Annotated in this window: 12 protein-coding genes; 8 read left to right on the forward strand and 4 right to left on the reverse strand. The window is 62.8% G+C overall.

All coding sequences use genetic code 11. The features are described 5' to 3' along the window. Positions 1-213: 213 nt before the first annotated feature. Together carB and greA are read left to right on the forward strand one after the other, a co-directional pair. Positions 214-3,474 (forward strand): carbamoyl-phosphate synthase large subunit, encoded by a 3,261-nt coding sequence (gene carB / locus ACFELO_RS10720; RefSeq protein ID WP_440957759.1) that lies wholly within the window; start codon positions 214-216, stop codon positions 3,472-3,474. Positions 3,475-3,521: 47 nt separating this feature from the next. Next, complete coding sequence (greA, locus tag ACFELO_RS10725; RefSeq protein WP_440957760.1) at positions 3,522-3,995, forward strand: transcription elongation factor GreA; 474 nt, start codon at positions 3,522-3,524, stop codon at positions 3,993-3,995. A 78-nt stretch (positions 3,996-4,073) separates the two neighbouring features. On the opposite strand, the gene ACFELO_RS10730 is transcribed toward greA, so the two are convergent. Together ACFELO_RS10730 and ACFELO_RS10735 are read right to left on the reverse strand one after the other, a co-directional pair. After that, positions 4,074-5,651 (reverse strand): M56 family metallopeptidase, encoded by a 1,578-nt coding sequence (locus tag ACFELO_RS10730; protein WP_440957761.1) that lies wholly within the window; start codon positions 5,649-5,651, stop codon positions 4,074-4,076. Further along, a complete protein-coding gene (locus ACFELO_RS10735; protein WP_440957762.1) occupies positions 5,648-6,058 on the reverse strand; it encodes a BlaI/MecI/CopY family transcriptional regulator in 411 nt (136 codons plus the stop codon). Before ACFELO_RS10735 ends, ACFELO_RS10730 begins: the two co-directional genes overlap by 4 nt. A 118-nt stretch (positions 6,059-6,176) precedes the next feature. Between ACFELO_RS10735 and ACFELO_RS10740 the strand changes: the two genes are divergently transcribed. The 6 genes from ACFELO_RS10740 to ACFELO_RS10765 all read left to right on the forward strand — a co-directional run bounded on the left by ACFELO_RS10740 (position 6,177) and on the right by ACFELO_RS10765 (position 12,375). After that, a complete protein-coding gene (locus tag ACFELO_RS10740; RefSeq protein WP_440957763.1) occupies positions 6,177-7,079 on the forward strand; it encodes a mitochondrial fission ELM1 family protein in 903 nt (300 codons plus the stop codon). 91 nt (positions 7,080-7,170) lie between these two features. Continuing rightward, positions 7,171-8,148 (forward strand): thioredoxin-disulfide reductase, encoded by a 978-nt coding sequence (gene trxB, locus ACFELO_RS10745; RefSeq protein ID WP_440957764.1) that lies wholly within the window; start codon positions 7,171-7,173, stop codon positions 8,146-8,148. A gap of 87 nt (positions 8,149-8,235) precedes the next feature. Continuing rightward, on the forward strand, positions 8,236-9,378 hold the full coding sequence (locus ACFELO_RS10750; RefSeq protein WP_440957765.1) for a DUF547 domain-containing protein: 1,143 nt from the start codon (positions 8,236-8,238) through the stop codon (positions 9,376-9,378). Positions 9,379-9,489: 111 nt separating this feature from the next. Further along, a complete protein-coding gene (locus tag ACFELO_RS10755) occupies positions 9,490-10,212 on the forward strand; it encodes an ABC transporter ATP-binding protein (protein WP_440957766.1) in 723 nt (240 codons plus the stop codon). Continuing rightward, positions 10,212-11,471: an ABC transporter permease gene (locus ACFELO_RS10760; RefSeq protein ID WP_440957767.1), complete on the forward strand. Its 1,260-nt coding sequence runs from the start codon at positions 10,212-10,214 to the stop codon at positions 11,469-11,471. Before ACFELO_RS10755 ends, ACFELO_RS10760 begins: the two co-directional genes overlap by 1 nt. A 10-nt stretch (positions 11,472-11,481) precedes the next feature. Then, positions 11,482-12,375 carry a LysR family transcriptional regulator gene (locus tag ACFELO_RS10765; protein WP_440957768.1) on the forward strand — a complete coding sequence of 298 codons (894 nt, stop codon included), beginning with the start codon at positions 11,482-11,484 and terminating at the stop codon, positions 12,373-12,375. 397 nt (positions 12,376-12,772) lie between these two features. Here the strand turns inward: ACFELO_RS10765 and ACFELO_RS10770 are convergent, their stop codons facing one another. Both ACFELO_RS10770 and ACFELO_RS10775 read right to left on the reverse strand, forming a co-directional pair. Beyond that, positions 12,773-13,240 (reverse strand): Dps family protein, encoded by a 468-nt coding sequence (locus tag ACFELO_RS10770; RefSeq protein ID WP_440957769.1) that lies wholly within the window; start codon positions 13,238-13,240, stop codon positions 12,773-12,775. 95 nt (positions 13,241-13,335) lie between these two features. Beyond that, a complete protein-coding gene (locus ACFELO_RS10775) occupies positions 13,336-14,565 on the reverse strand; it encodes a pyridoxal phosphate-dependent aminotransferase (protein ID WP_440957770.1) in 1,230 nt (409 codons plus the stop codon). Positions 14,566-14,576 lie beyond the last annotated feature (11 nt).

Consider the following 14,576-nt stretch of genomic DNA (forward strand, 5'->3'; position numbering starts at 1 on the left):
ATTTTCAAACCCCTTTTCCCCGCCAACCCTCATTTGTGCGTCTGTTCACCCTATGTGTGAGCAAGACCGCATTCAGGTCTCGCCAAGCGGTCGATTCCGGTCTAAGCACGGGTTTCAGCGTACATCATCAGCGCCGCACGCCGCCTCCGCCCGCAAAGGGCACGTCCGAGGCTGCGTTTTCGCGCGCGCGTGCAAAACTCGAAGAGGCCGGCCATGCCCAAACGCACAGACATCCAGTCCATCCTGATCATCGGTGCTGGACCTATCGTGATCGGTCAGGCCTGCGAGTTTGACTATTCCGGCGTTCAGGCAGTGAAGGCGCTGAAAGAAGAAGGCTACCGGGTCATCCTGGTGAACTCGAACCCCGCCACGATCATGACGGACCCCGATCTCGCCGACGCCACCTATGTCGAGCCGATCACGCCTGAAATGGTCGCCAAGGTGATCGAGAAGGAACGCCCCGACGCGCTTCTGCCCACCATGGGCGGCCAGACCGCGCTCAATTGTGCGCTCGAGCTCGACAAGCGCGGCGTGCTGGACCTGTTCAATGTGGAGATGATCGGCGCGAAAGCGGACGTTATCGACAAGGCGGAGAACCGCGAACGCTTCCGTAACGCCATGGATTCCATCGGCCTTGAAAGCCCCAAATCGCGCACCGTGCACACCATGGCCGAAGCCGAAGTGGTGCTCGAGGAGCTGGGCCTGCCGGCTGTGATCCGCCCCTCCTTCACCATGGGCGGCACGGGCGGCGGCATCGCCTATAACGTTGAAGAGTTCCGCGAGATCGTCACCTCTGGCCTTTACAACTCGCCGGTCACCGAAGTGCTGATCGAGGAAAGCGTTCTGGGCTGGAAAGAGTACGAGATGGAAGTGGTTCGCGACAAAGCGGACAACTGCATCATCATCTGCTCGATCGAAAACATTGACCCGATGGGCGTGCACACGGGCGACTCCATCACCGTCGCCCCCGCCCTGACCCTGACCGACAAGGAATACCAGCGCATGCGCTCGGCCTCGATCGCCGTGCTGCGCGAGATCGGCGTGGAGACCGGCGGTTCGAACGTGCAGTTCGCCGTGAACCCGGCTGACGGCCGCATGGTCGTCATCGAGATGAACCCGCGCGTGTCGCGTTCCTCGGCGCTGGCGTCCAAGGCCACCGGCTTCCCGATCGCCAAGGTCGCCGCCAAGCTGGCCGTGGGCTACACGCTTGATGAGATCGACAATGACATCACCGGCGGCGCGACCCCGGCGAGCTTTGAGCCGACCATCGACTATGTGGTCACCAAGATCCCGCGGTTTGCCTTCGAGAAATATCCGGGCGCCCAGGCGACCCTGACCACCTCGATGAAATCTGTCGGTGAAGCCATGGCCATGGGCCGCAGCTTCTCTGAAAGCGTGCAGAAAGCCCTGCGCAGCCTTGAAACCGGCCTGTCCGGCTTTGACGAGATCGCGATTGACGGCCTTGACCAGGCCGAAGACGAATCCGCCCGTCATCAGGCCGTGCTGGCCGCCCTGTCCCGTCCCACGCCGGATCGCTTGCTGGTGATCGCCCAGGCGCTGCGGGAAGGGCTGAGCGTCGAGCAGATCCACGCCGCCTGTTCATACGAGCCCTGGTTCCTGCGTCAGATCGAAGTCATCGTGCACGCCGAGGACCAGGTGCGCATGCTGGGTCTGCCCGAAAATGGCGACGAACTGCTGAAGCTCAAATCCATGGGCTTCTCCGACAAACGCCTCGCCACGCTCGCCAAGATCGAAGAAGCCGGCGTGAAGGCCCTGCGCAAGCAATACGGCGTGCGTCCGGTCTACAAACGCGTGGATACCTGCGCGGCCGAATTCTCCGCCCCCACCCCCTACATGTACTCCTCCTATGAGCGTGGCGGGGAGTGCGAGAGCCAGCCCACCGGGCGCAAGAAGGCGATCATACTGGGCGGCGGCCCGAACCGGATCGGCCAGGGCATCGAGTTTGACTATTGCTGCTGTCACGCGGCCTACGCCTTCGCCGAGATGGGCATTGAATCCATCATGGTGAACTGCAACCCCGAAACCGTCTCTACCGACTATGACACCGCGGACCGGCTCTATTTCGAACCGCTGACGGCCGAAGACGTGCTTGAGCTGATCGAGACCGAGATGCAGTCGGGCGAGCTTCTGGGCGTGGTGGTGCAGTATGGCGGCCAGACCCCGCTGAAGCTGGCGCCGGAGCTGGAGGCGGCGGGCGTGCCGATCCTCGGCACCGCGCCGGACGCCATCGACCTTGCCGAAGACCGCGAGCGCTTCAAGGCGCTGCTGGATGATCTGAAGCTGAAACAGCCCCCGAACGCCATCGCCCATAACGAGGCGGAAGCGCGAGAGATGGCCGAAGAGCTCGGCTTCCCGCTGGTGCTGCGTCCCTCTCACGTTCTGGGCGGTCGCGGCATGGAGATCGTGCGCGATATCGAGAGCTTCAGCCGCTATATCCGCGAAGCCGTCCACGTGTCTGGCAAGGCGCCGCTGCTGCTGGACCGCTATCTGTCTGACGCGTCCGAAGTGGATGTGGACGCGGTCTGTGATGGCGAGAATGTCTGGATCTCCGGCATCATGGAGCACATCGAGGAAGCCGGCGTGCACTCGGGCGACAGCGCCTGCTCCCTGCCGCCGCACTCTTTGTCCGATCAGACCGTCAGCGAGCTGCGCCGCCAGACCAAGGCGCTCGCCAAGGCGATCAACGTCAAGGGCCTGATGAATGTGCAATACGCGGTCAAGGACGGCGTGGTGTATCTGATCGAGGTCAATCCGCGCGCCAGCCGGACCGTGCCCTTCGTGGCCAAGACCATCGGCGCCCCGGTCGCCAAGATCGCCGCCAAGGTGATGGCCGGCGCCAAGCTGACCGAGTTTGACACCCCGTCCATGCCGACCCGCCATATCGCGGTGAAGGAAGCGGTGATGCCCTTCTCGCGTTTCCCGGGCGTTGACCCGATTCTCGGCCCGGAAATGCGCTCCACCGGCGAGGTGATGGGCATTGACGAGCGCTTTGAAGCGGCTTTCGCCAAGGCCGAACTGGGCGCGGGCGTGAACCTGCCGAAATCAGGCACGGTGTTCATTTCGCTCAAGGAATCCGACAAGGCGATGATGATTGAATCCTGTCACCGCCTGACGTCTCTGGGCTTCAAGATCCTCGCCACCACCGGCACAGCCAAGACGCTTGAAGAGTCTGGCGTTGCGGTTCAGCGCATCAACAAGGTCTTCGAAGGTCGCCCGCATATCGTGGATGCGATCAAGAACGGCGAAGTCCAGCTGGTGTTCAACACCACCGAGGGCCAGCGCTCGATGATCGACAGCTATTCCATCCGCCGTACGGCTCTGGAAATGAAGGTTCCGTGCTATACGACGGCCTCCGCATCGCGCGCCGCAGTGAAGTCAATTGCGGCGATTGATGCAGGCCAGCTTGAACCGCGCTCGTTGCAATCTTATCGTAATGGGCCATCTGGCGGCTGAGAGTAGTTGTCAGTACGTCAGAGCACTGTTCACGAGACCGGACATTCATGCAAAAAATTCCGATGACCGCCGAGGGCCATAAAGCGCTCGACGAAGAACTCAGGCACCTCAAGAGCGTGGAACGGCCCGCCGTGATCGCCGCGATTTCAGAAGCGCGCGAACATGGCGACCTGTCCGAGAACGCCGAGTATCATGCTGCGAAAGAGCGGCAGGGCTGGATCGAAGGCCGCGTGCAGGAGCTTGAGGACAAGATTGCACGCGCCCAGGTGATCGACGTCTCCAAGATGTCGGGCAGTCAGGTGAAGTTCGGCGCCACGGTCACCGTGGTCGACGAGGACACCGATCAGGAAAGCACCTACAAGATCGTCGGCGATGACGAGGCCGATGTGAAATCGGGCAAGATCTCGCTCTCTTCCCCCATCGCTCGCGCGATGATCAACAAGGAAGAAGGCGATGTGGTCGAGGTGAACGCACCCGGCGGCGTCAAAAGCTACGAAATCCTCAAGGTCGAGTGGAAATAGGCTCGGGCTCAAGGCTCTGAACGACAAGACGGCCGGCGCGATGCGCCGGCCGTAAGTTTATCCGAGACTTGGGAACGATCAGTTCTCGGGAAACAAGGCCTCGCGGATTTCACGCATGGCGCGGGCGTCGTCTTCGCGACCGGTCTCCTGATAGAGATATTCCAGAAGCAGTAGCGTGGCCTGCTCTTCGCCATCCTGAACCCGCCTCGTGTATTCGGCGTATGGCAGTGCAGCCTCGTAATCTTCCATCTGCAGATAGGCTTGCGCGACTGTCTTGCTCAAATGGCCTGACATCGGGAAATCATACTGAAGCAAACGATCCAACGAACGACGCATAGCGTCATAGTTTTCCAGAACAAGGTTGAGCTGGAAAATCGCCGTTTCGACGCTGTAGCGCTCTTCCTCATTGGCCCCGCCGCTGGCGAGCGCCGCCTCGAACGCCTCGATAGAGCCGGACATGTCATCAAGCTCGAACAATGCCCGCGCCCTGAGCTGCGCGATGACAAATTGCTCATAGGGTGAGGTCGGTGAAATGCCGTCCAGGATCGCCAGCACCCGCTGATGATCGCCGGCCCGGGCCGCGTCCTGCGCCGCCAGCACTTGCTCACCGACCGCCTCTGTCAGGACACGACCTTGCGTGATCTGCACGGTGTCCTGCCCGCTCAGCACCATCGCCAGCGCCGCAGACGGAGCGCCCGCCAGCACGATCGCAGCGCCCGCAATCAGAGCCAGATAAGCGCGCGGCTTCTGGCCGGTATGGGTGAGGGCTGCCTGAACGCGGCGACGACGCAGGCGGTCAAGGTCGGTCAGAAAGCCCGTCGCAACAGCCGGCATGGGCGCGAGACCTGCAATCGCCTCGGCATAGTGATAGCGATGCTCGGGGCCCATGGCGTCCAGCACATCCGCATCACACGCCAGCTCCCGCGCGGCGGCCAGGCGACGCTCTATGGCGCGATAGACCGGGTTGAACCACATCAGGGCGGTCAGCGCTTCACCGATGAGCCGGTCGCGTTCATCGCCGCGCTTGATATGCATCAACTCGTGGGCAATCGCGGCTTCGGCGTCATCGCGCATTCCCAGCGTATCCGGCGCCAGGATCACCGGCCTGAAGCCCACCACGAAGGGCGAGATCACCGCATCCACCACCCGAACCGGGGCACAGGCCTGCGGCAAGCCGAGGCGTGTGCGCCAACGCTGGGCGAGTTCTGACAAGCGTCCATTTTCGGTAACCGAGGCCCGCATCAGAGTGCGGATCTGGCTGCGCTGGAACAGGCCCCGGGCGGCCATGACAACGAGCCCCGCCAGATAAAGCGCTGCGATCAACGACAAGAGCCCGGCCGGAATGGAAGCCTTGCTCAGCTCCGCAAACTCGAGAACCGGCTGGAGCAGAGGCGCGGCGACGGGAACGGGCACGGTTCCTGCCGCACCAGACCCGATCGTGACCGTCGTAGCTGGCTCGGCGACCTCGAGATGAGGCAGAAAGCCTGCTCCCAGCACCAGAAGGACCGGAGCAAAGGCGGCGAACCGGGCGGCCTGCCACAGGCGCACGCCCAGACGCGGGGACAAATGCGGCTCCAGCGCACGGGCTGCGAGCCAGGCGGACAAGGCGGCGGGAATACACGCCGCACTCGTCCAGATCAGATCGATAAGGGTCATTGTCCGGCCTCCTCAGCTTTATCTTTGTCAGACGCACCGCCGGCCCCGGCTTTCAGCAGGGCGTCGAGCTCGGCGCGTTCGGCGTCATCCAGCAGGCGGCTGCCTGCAAATGCTGATGCTGGCAGAGCGCTCGGATCGGTTTCCAGCACCCGGGCCGTAAAGCTGCGCACCAGGCGCGAGATCAGGTCGACCTTGCGATCCACAGCGGCGAACACGGCAAGGCCATGAACGCTGTCCTTGGTAAGGAGCCCCTTGTCGACCATGCGCTGAATGACCGTACGGGTCGTAGAATAGGACCAGCCCTGGGCTTCGCCGATCCGGTCATGGATTTCACGCGCACTGAGCCGGTTTGAGGACCAGAGCGTCTTGAGCACTTCCAGTTCACTGGGATTGGGTTCGGTCGCCATGTGATACCTCCCTTGATTGCGTTACAAGTGTCGCACGATTCCGACAAACGTCAACACACAATCGTTCGAACCGCCCTTCGCGCTTGACGCTGAAGGCATTCCGATCACGATGACAGGCATGGAAACTCGCTCTTGCATCGTGGTGACCGACGGGCGTCGGGGCATTGAAAATCAGGCGCTTGGCCTCGCCGAGGCTGTGGGGCGACTGACCCCGCTGCAGACCCTGCCCATCCATATGCCGCGCACGGGCGAGCTTCCCGATGCCGGCATGATCGAACCCGATCTGTGGATCGGCTGCGGCCGGGCGGCGGTGCGCGCGGCGGCGTTACACCGCAAGCATTGGCGACGCACCCGCTTTGTCTATGTGCAAAAGCCGCGCAGCCATACAGACCTCTTTGATCTGATCATCGCCCCGCGCCATGACCGGATGAGCGGTCCCAAAGTGCTCAACATTCTGGGCTCGCCCAACCGCATCACGCCGCAGCGCCTGAATGAGGGCGCCAGCGCCTTTGCCGAACGGCTCGAAGCCCTGCCCGGACCGCAAGCAGCGGTTCTGATCGGCGGTGACAGCAAGCACCATCGCTTCACCGACGCCGCCTGCGCGCACCTGCTACAGGAGGTGGACTCCATCCGCCGCCAGGCGGGCTCGCTGATGATCACCGTCTCCCGCCGCACGCCTGACGCGCTGACCGCAGCGCTACGCGAGCGCTATGGCCAGGCCGAGCGGGTCTGGTTCCATGAAGGCGACGGCCCCAACCCCTATTTCGCTTTCCTGTCGGCGGCGGACTGGATCTGCGTCACCGAGGATTCCACCAACATGCTGTGTGAGGCCGCCGCCACCGGCGCGCCGGTCTACCGGCTGGGCGTCGAAGGCGATCCGGGCAAATTCCGTCATCTTTATGCGGGACTTGAGGGCGCCGGCGCCGTGCGCCCCTATCTGGGGCGTCTTGAGAGCTGGGACTACGAGCCGCTTCACGAAACCGACAGGGCGGCGCAAGCCGTGCTTGAAATCCTCGCCTAGGAAGGCGACATCAGGGGCAACTCAAACGCCCGCCTGCGCGCCGTCCGACTCAGGGCATTCTGCGCGGCCATCACAGACGAAGGAGCCGGCCATGGCCGACACCCGCCACGCCAAGCTTGTCATCATCGGATCCGGCGCCGCCGGTTACACCGCCGCGATCTATGCCGCGCGCGCCATGCTGGAACCGCTCCTGATCTCGGGCATGCAGCCGGGCGGTCAGCTGACCATCACCACTGATGTCGAGAACTATCCCGGCTTCGCCGACCCCATTCAGGGGCCGTGGCTGATGGAGCAAATGAAGGCGCAGGCCGAAAACATGGGTACGGCTTTCGCCGATGACCTGATTGTCGAGGCGGACCTCAGCGCGCGCCCCTTCACCCTCAAGGGCGATAGCGGCAACATCTACACCGCCGACGCCGTGGTTATCGCCACGGGCGCCAGCGCCAAATGGCTGGGCCTTGAAACCGAGCAGGAATTCCAGGGCTATGGCGTCTCCGCTTGCGCCACCTGTGACGGCTTCTTCTATCGCAATCGCGAAGTCGTGGTGGTCGGCGGCGGCAATACCGCCGTCGAGGAAGCGCTGTTCCTGACCAATTTCGCCTCCAAGGTGACGCTGGTGCACCGCCGCGATTCCCTGCGCGCTGAAAAGATCATGCAAGACCGCCTGTTCAACCACCCCAAGGTGGAAGTGGTGTGGGACAGCGTGCTTGAAGAGGTCACCGGCGAGGACAAGCCGGTCAAGGCCGTCACCGGCGTGAAACTCAAGAACATCAAGACCGGCGAAGTCACAGAGCGGGCTGCGGACGGCGTGTTCATCGCCATTGGCCACGCCCCGGCGACCGAACTATTCACCGGCCAGCTGGAGACCAAGGAAGGCGGCTATCTGGTGACGGCGCCGGATTCCACCTCCACCTCCATTCCCGGCGTTTTCGCGGCGGGCGATGTGACCGACGACAAGTATCGTCAGGCCATCACGGCGGCCGGCATGGGCTGCATGGCGGCGCTGGAAGCGGAACGGTATCTGGCCGCGCTTGAGGCTGCCCGGGACAAGGCGTCTGACGCCGCCTAGGGCAACCTTAAACAGCGGTAACTTGATCTGACAGGCTCCAGGACAAATATATGGCGCAAAAGCCATGGCTGTTTGGGGGCCTGAATCATGATGCTATCTTTTACCGCGGCGGCGCTTGCTGCAGCGCTTGCTGCGCAGCCTGCCAGCGACGCGCACCAGTATCCGGACAGCTTCTCGGCATACGCGGACTATAACGCCGATTCCGAGATGACGATCGATTATGGCGTCTGGTCGAGCCTGCTCTCTGACATCGTCTTTGATGTCGGCATGTCTGACCGCCGGCCCGCCAGCGGTCAGGCGCCCATTCGCACGGGTACGCGTCTGCGCGCAGGCTCCAACAGCCCGTATCGCAATGAGGGCAACCGGGTCATCTATCACCTGATCGAGGATGACCGGGCGCAAGCGATCAGCGAATACCGCGAAGAGCTCATCGCCCTGGCCGATTCCCTGCCGATCTCGCGCCTCAATGGCAATGAACAGCTGGCCTTCTGGCTGAACCTTCACAACGTCATCCTGATCGACGAAGTGATCAAGGCTTACCCCGAACCGCGGGTAAACCCGCCCTGGAGCCGGGGTTCGACCCTGTTTGACCGCCCTGTCGCCACCCTCAACAACACCGAAGTCAGCCTCAATGACATCCAGGCTTTCGTTGTGGAGACCTGGGACGATCCGCGGGTCATTTACGGCTTCCATCTGGGCGCCATCGGCGGACCGTCGATCACCAGCCAGGCCTTCTCCGGCAATCGCGTCTGGCACCAGCTGGACCGCATCGGGCGGGAATATGTGAACTCGCTGCGCGGCGTGGAAGACCATGTCGGCGCCCTGCGCGTCTCAGCGCTGTACACCCATCACCAGAACGCTTTCGCGTCCTGGCCTGCAGACCTGCACGCTCACCTGCTCACGCTCGCTCAAAGCGATGTGGAAGCGATTGTGCGCCGGGCGACCAATGAGGTGCAGACCATCACCTACGCCTCTGAAATCGCCGATCTGACCAATGGCCGGAACTGTGGCGCAGCCGGGGCGTCCTTCAATGTCCGCACCACGGATTCAGATGGCAATTTCCGGTTCAATGGCGCTTGCGATCCGCTGCCGCCGCAAAGCCGTGAGCTGATCCGTCAGATCCAGCTGCGTCAGCTGCGCTTCATCCGCGAAGGCCGGTACGGGCGCGTGACGGTGACCGATATCCAGACCCCGAGCACCAGCGAAGCGCCGCAGGATCCTGACAGCTAGTCAGAGCCTGACGGTACAACCCGATAGCGGTTTACTCCACTCGGCGGGACCGAAACATTCTATCGGGTTCTTCACTTGGCGGGGCGCAGCGTCGACGTTACACAATAGCGTATGAGCATCACGACTGCGCCCCCCGCCCTCGCCCTTTCTGATCTGCATTTCGCCTATACGCGACGTCAGCCTGACGTCATCGCGATCGACACCCTGCGCGTTGAAGCGGGTGAGCGAATCTTCCTGCGCGGGCCCAGCGGATCGGGCAAGTCAACGCTTCTGGGCCTGATCTCGGGCATTCTGGAGCCGCGCTCGGGTGATCTCGAAATCCTGGGTCAGCCCATGCAGACCCTGTCCGCGTCAAAGCGCGACGCGTTCCGGGCGGCGCATCTGGGCGTGATCTTCCAGATGTTCAACCTGCTGCCTTATCTGCCTGTCGGCGAAAACGTCATGTTGCCCTGCCGGTTCTCGGCCGAACGCGCCCGGCAGGCGCAAGCGGCGGGCGGTGAGCAGGATGAAGCCCGGCGGCTTCTGGAACGCCTGGGCCTCGACGCCAGGGATGTCTGGTCCCAACGCGCGTCCAATCTCAGTGTCGGCCAGCAGCAACGGGTCGCCGCCGCACGCGCCCTGATCGGCAAGCCGGGTCTGATTCTGGCTGACGAACCCACTTCGGCGCTTGATGCGGACAGCCGGGACGCCTTCATCACGCTGTTGAAGGAAGAATGCACGGCCTCCGGCGCCGCGCTCCTGTTTGTCAGCCATGATGGCGGTCTGGCCGACCAGTTTGATCGTGCGCTGGATCTGCAGACCATCAACACCGCCAGCGTGAAGGAGACGGTCTGATGGCGCGCCTTCCCATTCTCAATCTCGCCCTGCGATCCATCGGCAATCGACGCGCCACCGCCATCCTGACGGTCCTGACCGTCGCCATTTCGGTGATGCTGTTTCTGGGCGTCGAGAAAGTACGCCATGGCGCTCGCGAAAGCTTTGAGAACACGATCTCCGGCGTTGACCTGATCGTCGGGGCGCGCTCCAGCCCCGTGAACCTTTTGCTCTATTCAGTGTTTCACATTGGCGATGCGACCAACAACATCACCTGGGAGAGCTATGAGGCGGTAGCGGGCGCGCCGGGCGTCGCCTGGACCGTGCCGATCAGCCTCGGGGATTCCCATCGCGGTCACCGGGTGATCGGCTCTACACCGGGCCTGTTTGAGCACTATGAGTATGGCGGCGGGCGGACCCTGGAGTTTGCCAGCGGCGAACCGTTTGACGACCTGTTTGACGCCGTCATTGGCGCCGCCGTTGCGCGCGATCTGGGCTATCAGACCGGCGACGAGATCGTGGTCGCCCACGGCATGGGCGAGGTGGGCTTCATCGAGCATGACAGCAATCCCTTCACGGTGGTGGGCGTGCTCGCCCCCACCGGCACCCCGCTCGACCAGTCCGTAATGGTGACGCTGGAAGCCATCGAGGCGATCCATCTGGGCGGCGCGACGGGAGCAGGATCGACCCTGCCTGAAGAAGAGCTGCGCGCCCGCGACCTGACCCCGGATCAGCTGACCGCCTTCTATGTGGGTCTCGACAGCCCCGTGGCCGCCCTGCGCCTGCAGCGCGCAATCAACACCTATCCCGAAGAGCCGCTACAGGCCGTCATTCCGGGCGTCGCCCTGGCCCAGCTGTGGAGCATTGTCGGCGTGGCCGAGCGCACGCTGGCCGCCGTGGCGGCCTTTGTGGTCCTCACAGGCCTCGTCTCCATCCTCACCGCCATCCTGACGAGTTTGAACGAACGGCGCCGCGAGATGGCGATCCTGCGCGCCCTCGGCGCCCGGCCGCATCATGTCTTCCTGCTGCTGGTCGCTGAAGCGGCTCTGATCGCGCTGGCCGGCGCGGTTCTGGGCACGCTCGCCACGTATGGCGCGCTGAACGCCCTCGCTCCGCTGCTTGAGGCGCGGTTCGGTCTTGTGTTGCCGGGGCTGACCCCGGGCCTTTACGATCTGGCTATAATAGGTGCTGTTACCGGCGCAGCCGCTGTGCTGGGCTTCTTCCCCGCCTGGCGCGCCTATCGCAATTCGCTCGCCGACGGCATGACGATCAGACTTTAGAAGGCCCGACATGGACTGGGACAAGCTTAAAACCTTCCACGCGGCTGCGGAGGTCGGGTCACTGACGGGCGCCGCCGAATCGCTCGCCCTGTCGCAATCGGCGGTCAGCCGCCAAATTTCCGCACTGGAAGGCGAGCTGGGGGTGAAGCTGTTTCACCGCCACACCCGCGGCCTGTTACTGACCGAGCCGGGCCGGGTTCTGTTTGAAGCCAGCAAGGATGTGGCCGGCAAGATCGCGCTCGCCGAAGCCAATGTGCTCGATTGCCGGGATGAACCGAGCGGCCTGCTGCGCGTTACCGCGCCGACCGCCATGGGGGCCACCTGGCTCGCGCCGCGCCTGGCGCGCTTCAATGCATTGTTTCCGCAGATCCGCGTGCGCCTGCTGCTGGTGGACCACGAACTCGACATCTCCAATCTGGAAGCAGATGTGGCGCTGCGCCCTTGGGCGGCGACCCAGAACGACCTGATCCAGCGCAAGCTGATGGTGGTGGACCAGCATCTGTACGCCTCTGAGGCCTATCTCGAGCGCAAGGGTGCGCCAGCTGACTTTGACGATCTCGACCGGCATGACTTCGTCGGCTACGGACCGCGCAATCTCGCCCCGATCCCCAATCTCAACTGGCACCTGGATCTGGGTCGTGAACCTGGCGAAAAACCGCGCGAAGCCTTGGCAGAAGCCAGCACCATTCATGGCATGATGCGCCTGGCTGAAGCCGGATTGGGTCTGGTGGGCCTGCCCGACTATGTGGCGCGCGAGAATGACCGACTCAAACGCCTGTTTGAGACCATCGAGGGCCCGCCCTTTGAGGTTTATCTGATTTTCCCGGAAGAATTACGCGCCTCGCGCCGGGTGAAAGCCTTCCGTGATTTCATCATGGAAGAGGTCAAACTCTGGCGAGAGTAGGATTTTCGTCCCATTTCGAGACATTTCGAGCCAATTGCGACAGCAATGCGGCAATGACCTGACGCAATTGTTGCAGGTCCGCAAAAACGCATAGCGGCTATGGCGAAGGGGCTGTTGTGCGGCATGTGCGAAGGAGGCATATAGCCCCCCGACAGCGGGTGCTTCATCTGCTTTCCCCTTTTAGCGCATACCGTCTCCTCCCCGATTAGGTATGCTAAACTGAGCTGGTCACCGCGGATGCGGGGCCAGCTCTTTTCTTTTTATACAAGGCTTTTTCAAGCCACTCCGAACGTCATGGACGTGCGCACCCTCCCCCTCGAGCGCACGTCACAAAGAACCCCGCCAGTGCAAGCGCTGGCGGGGTTTTTCATATCTGCAAGGCTGAAAGACCGAAGCCCTAGCCCAGAGTGGCGCGCAGCATCCAGGCCGTCTTCTCGTGCTCGGTGATACGGGGCGCGACCAGATCGGACGTCGCTTCATCGCCGTGCTCTTCCGCCAGCTTCAGAGCTTCGCGTGCGGTGCGCACGACCTGCTCGTGACCGGCCACCAGATTGGCGATCATGGTGTTGGCGTCCGGGGTGGCGCTGTCATGCTTGATCTTCGCGGACGCCGCCATCTCGTCATAGGAGATCGGCGCCAGAACGCCCAGCGCACGGATACGCTCGGCGATCTCATCCGTCGCCGTCCACAACGCCGTGTACTGCAGCTCGAACATGGTGTGCAGATCGTGGAAGCGCGGACCGGTGACGTTCCAGTGATAGGCGTGCGTCTTGAAATACAGAGCATAGGTATCCGCCAGCAAAGCCGTGACCGCCTTGGCCATGGTTTCGCGCTGTTCCTTGCTCAGACCCATATTGATGTCCATTGCCGCCTCCTTTGCGGTGAAACCCATATGAAGAATGTGGAGATGCCGCCCCCTAAAATCCAACTGAGTTTATCGAACAGAGCTATAGATTTTCTCTATTCGCCCACTGCGGCCTGACAGAACCGGACAATACGCTTGCCCGCTTCTTCCAGCGCCGCATCATCAGTGGCGTAGGACAGACGGAAACCGGCGGACGCGCCAAAGGCGGTGCCCGGAACGACAGCCACGCCTTCTTCGGTCAAAAGCGCTTCGCACACGTCCAGATCCGTCTTCAGGAAATGCCCGCCCTGGGAGGTCTTGCCGATCAGCCCGCCGCAATCAGCGAAGATGTAGAACGCCCCTTCCGGCGTCGGCGCGATCAGGCCTGGAGCATCCTCGAACTTGGACAGCATGGCGTCCCGGCGCGCCTTGAAGGCGGCGTTGCGCGGCTTGAGGAAGCTGTGATCGCCATTGAGCGCCGCCACTGACGCCCACTGGCTGATCGAACAGGGATTGGAGGTGGTCTGGCTCATCACCTTGGCCATCGCCTTGATCAGCTTTTCCGGACCCGCGGCGTAACCGATGCGCCAACCCGTCATGGCGTAGGCCTTGGACACGCCATTCATGGTCAGCGTGCGGTCATAAAGGTTCGGCGCGACCTGGGCGATCGTCGCAAACTCGAAGTCATCATAGACAAGGTGCTCATACATATCGTCGGTCAGGATGAGCACCTGGGGGTGACGCTCCAGCACCGCGGCGAGCCCTTTGAGATCCTCGGCCGTATAGGCGGCGCCGGTGGGGTTGGACGGTGAGTTCAGGATCACCCAGCGCGTCCTGGGCGTGATCGCCGCTTCCAGGGTTTCCGGGGTCAGCTTGAAGCCATCCTCAACGCCGGCGGAGGCGAAGACCGGCGTTGCGCCGCACATCACCGCCATCTCCGGATAGCTCACCCAGTACGGCGCCGGGATCACCACTTCGTCGCCGGGATCCAGCGTCGCCAGGAAGGCATTGTAGATGACCGGCTTGCCGCCCGGCGACACGTTCACCTGAGACGGCGTATACTCAAGCCCGTTATCACGTTTGAACTTGGCGCAGATCGCCTCTTTGAGCTCGGGAATACCGTCCACATTGGTGTATTTGGTCTGGCCCGAACGGATGGCGTTGATCGCAGCTTCCTTGATGTGATCAGGCGTGTCGAAATCCGGTTCGCCCGCGCCGAGACCGATCACGTCCCGGCCTTCCGCCTTCAGCTGGCGCGCCTTCTGGCTAACCGCAATGGTCGCAGAGGGCTGAACGCGCGAAAGCGCTTCTGATGACCGGAACAGGTCAGAGGCGGAAGCGGACATGGAAATCTCCT

The organism is Oceanicaulis sp. LC35, from assembly GCF_052055585.1.
Classification (GTDB): Bacteria; Pseudomonadota; Alphaproteobacteria; order Caulobacterales; family Maricaulaceae; genus Oceanicaulis.

Bases quoted from the DNA above. Each gene is read 5' to 3' on its own strand.
- ACFELO_RS10735 (WP_440957762.1), bottom strand. From the start codon at position 6,058: ATGGCGACCGAACCCAATCCCAGTGAACTGGAAGTGCTCAAGACGCTC.
- ACFELO_RS10740 (WP_440957763.1), top strand. From the start codon at position 6,177: ATGGAAACTCGCTCTTGCATCGTGGTGACCGACGGGCGTCGGGGCATT.
- trxB (WP_440957764.1), top strand. From the start codon at position 7,171: ATGGCCGACACCCGCCACGCCAAGCTTGTCATCATCGGATCCGGCGCC.
- greA (WP_440957760.1), top strand. From the start codon at position 3,522: ATGCAAAAAATTCCGATGACCGCCGAGGGCCATAAAGCGCTCGACGAA.
- ACFELO_RS10770 (WP_440957769.1), bottom strand. From the start codon at position 13,240: ATGGACATCAATATGGGTCTGAGCAAGGAACAGCGCGAAACCATGGCC.
- ACFELO_RS10755 (WP_440957766.1), top strand. From the start codon at position 9,490: ATGAGCATCACGACTGCGCCCCCCGCCCTCGCCCTTTCTGATCTGCAT.
- ACFELO_RS10760 (WP_440957767.1), top strand. From the start codon at position 10,212: ATGGCGCGCCTTCCCATTCTCAATCTCGCCCTGCGATCCATCGGCAAT.
- ACFELO_RS10775 (WP_440957770.1), bottom strand. From the start codon at position 14,565: ATGTCCGCTTCCGCCTCTGACCTGTTCCGGTCATCAGAAGCGCTTTCG.
- ACFELO_RS10730 (WP_440957761.1), bottom strand. From the start codon at position 5,651: ATGACCCTTATCGATCTGATCTGGACGAGTGCGGCGTGTATTCCCGCC.
- ACFELO_RS10765 (WP_440957768.1), top strand. From the start codon at position 11,482: ATGGACTGGGACAAGCTTAAAACCTTCCACGCGGCTGCGGAGGTCGGG.
- ACFELO_RS10750 (WP_440957765.1), top strand. From the start codon at position 8,236: ATGATGCTATCTTTTACCGCGGCGGCGCTTGCTGCAGCGCTTGCTGCG.
- carB (WP_440957759.1), top strand. From the start codon at position 214: ATGCCCAAACGCACAGACATCCAGTCCATCCTGATCATCGGTGCTGGA.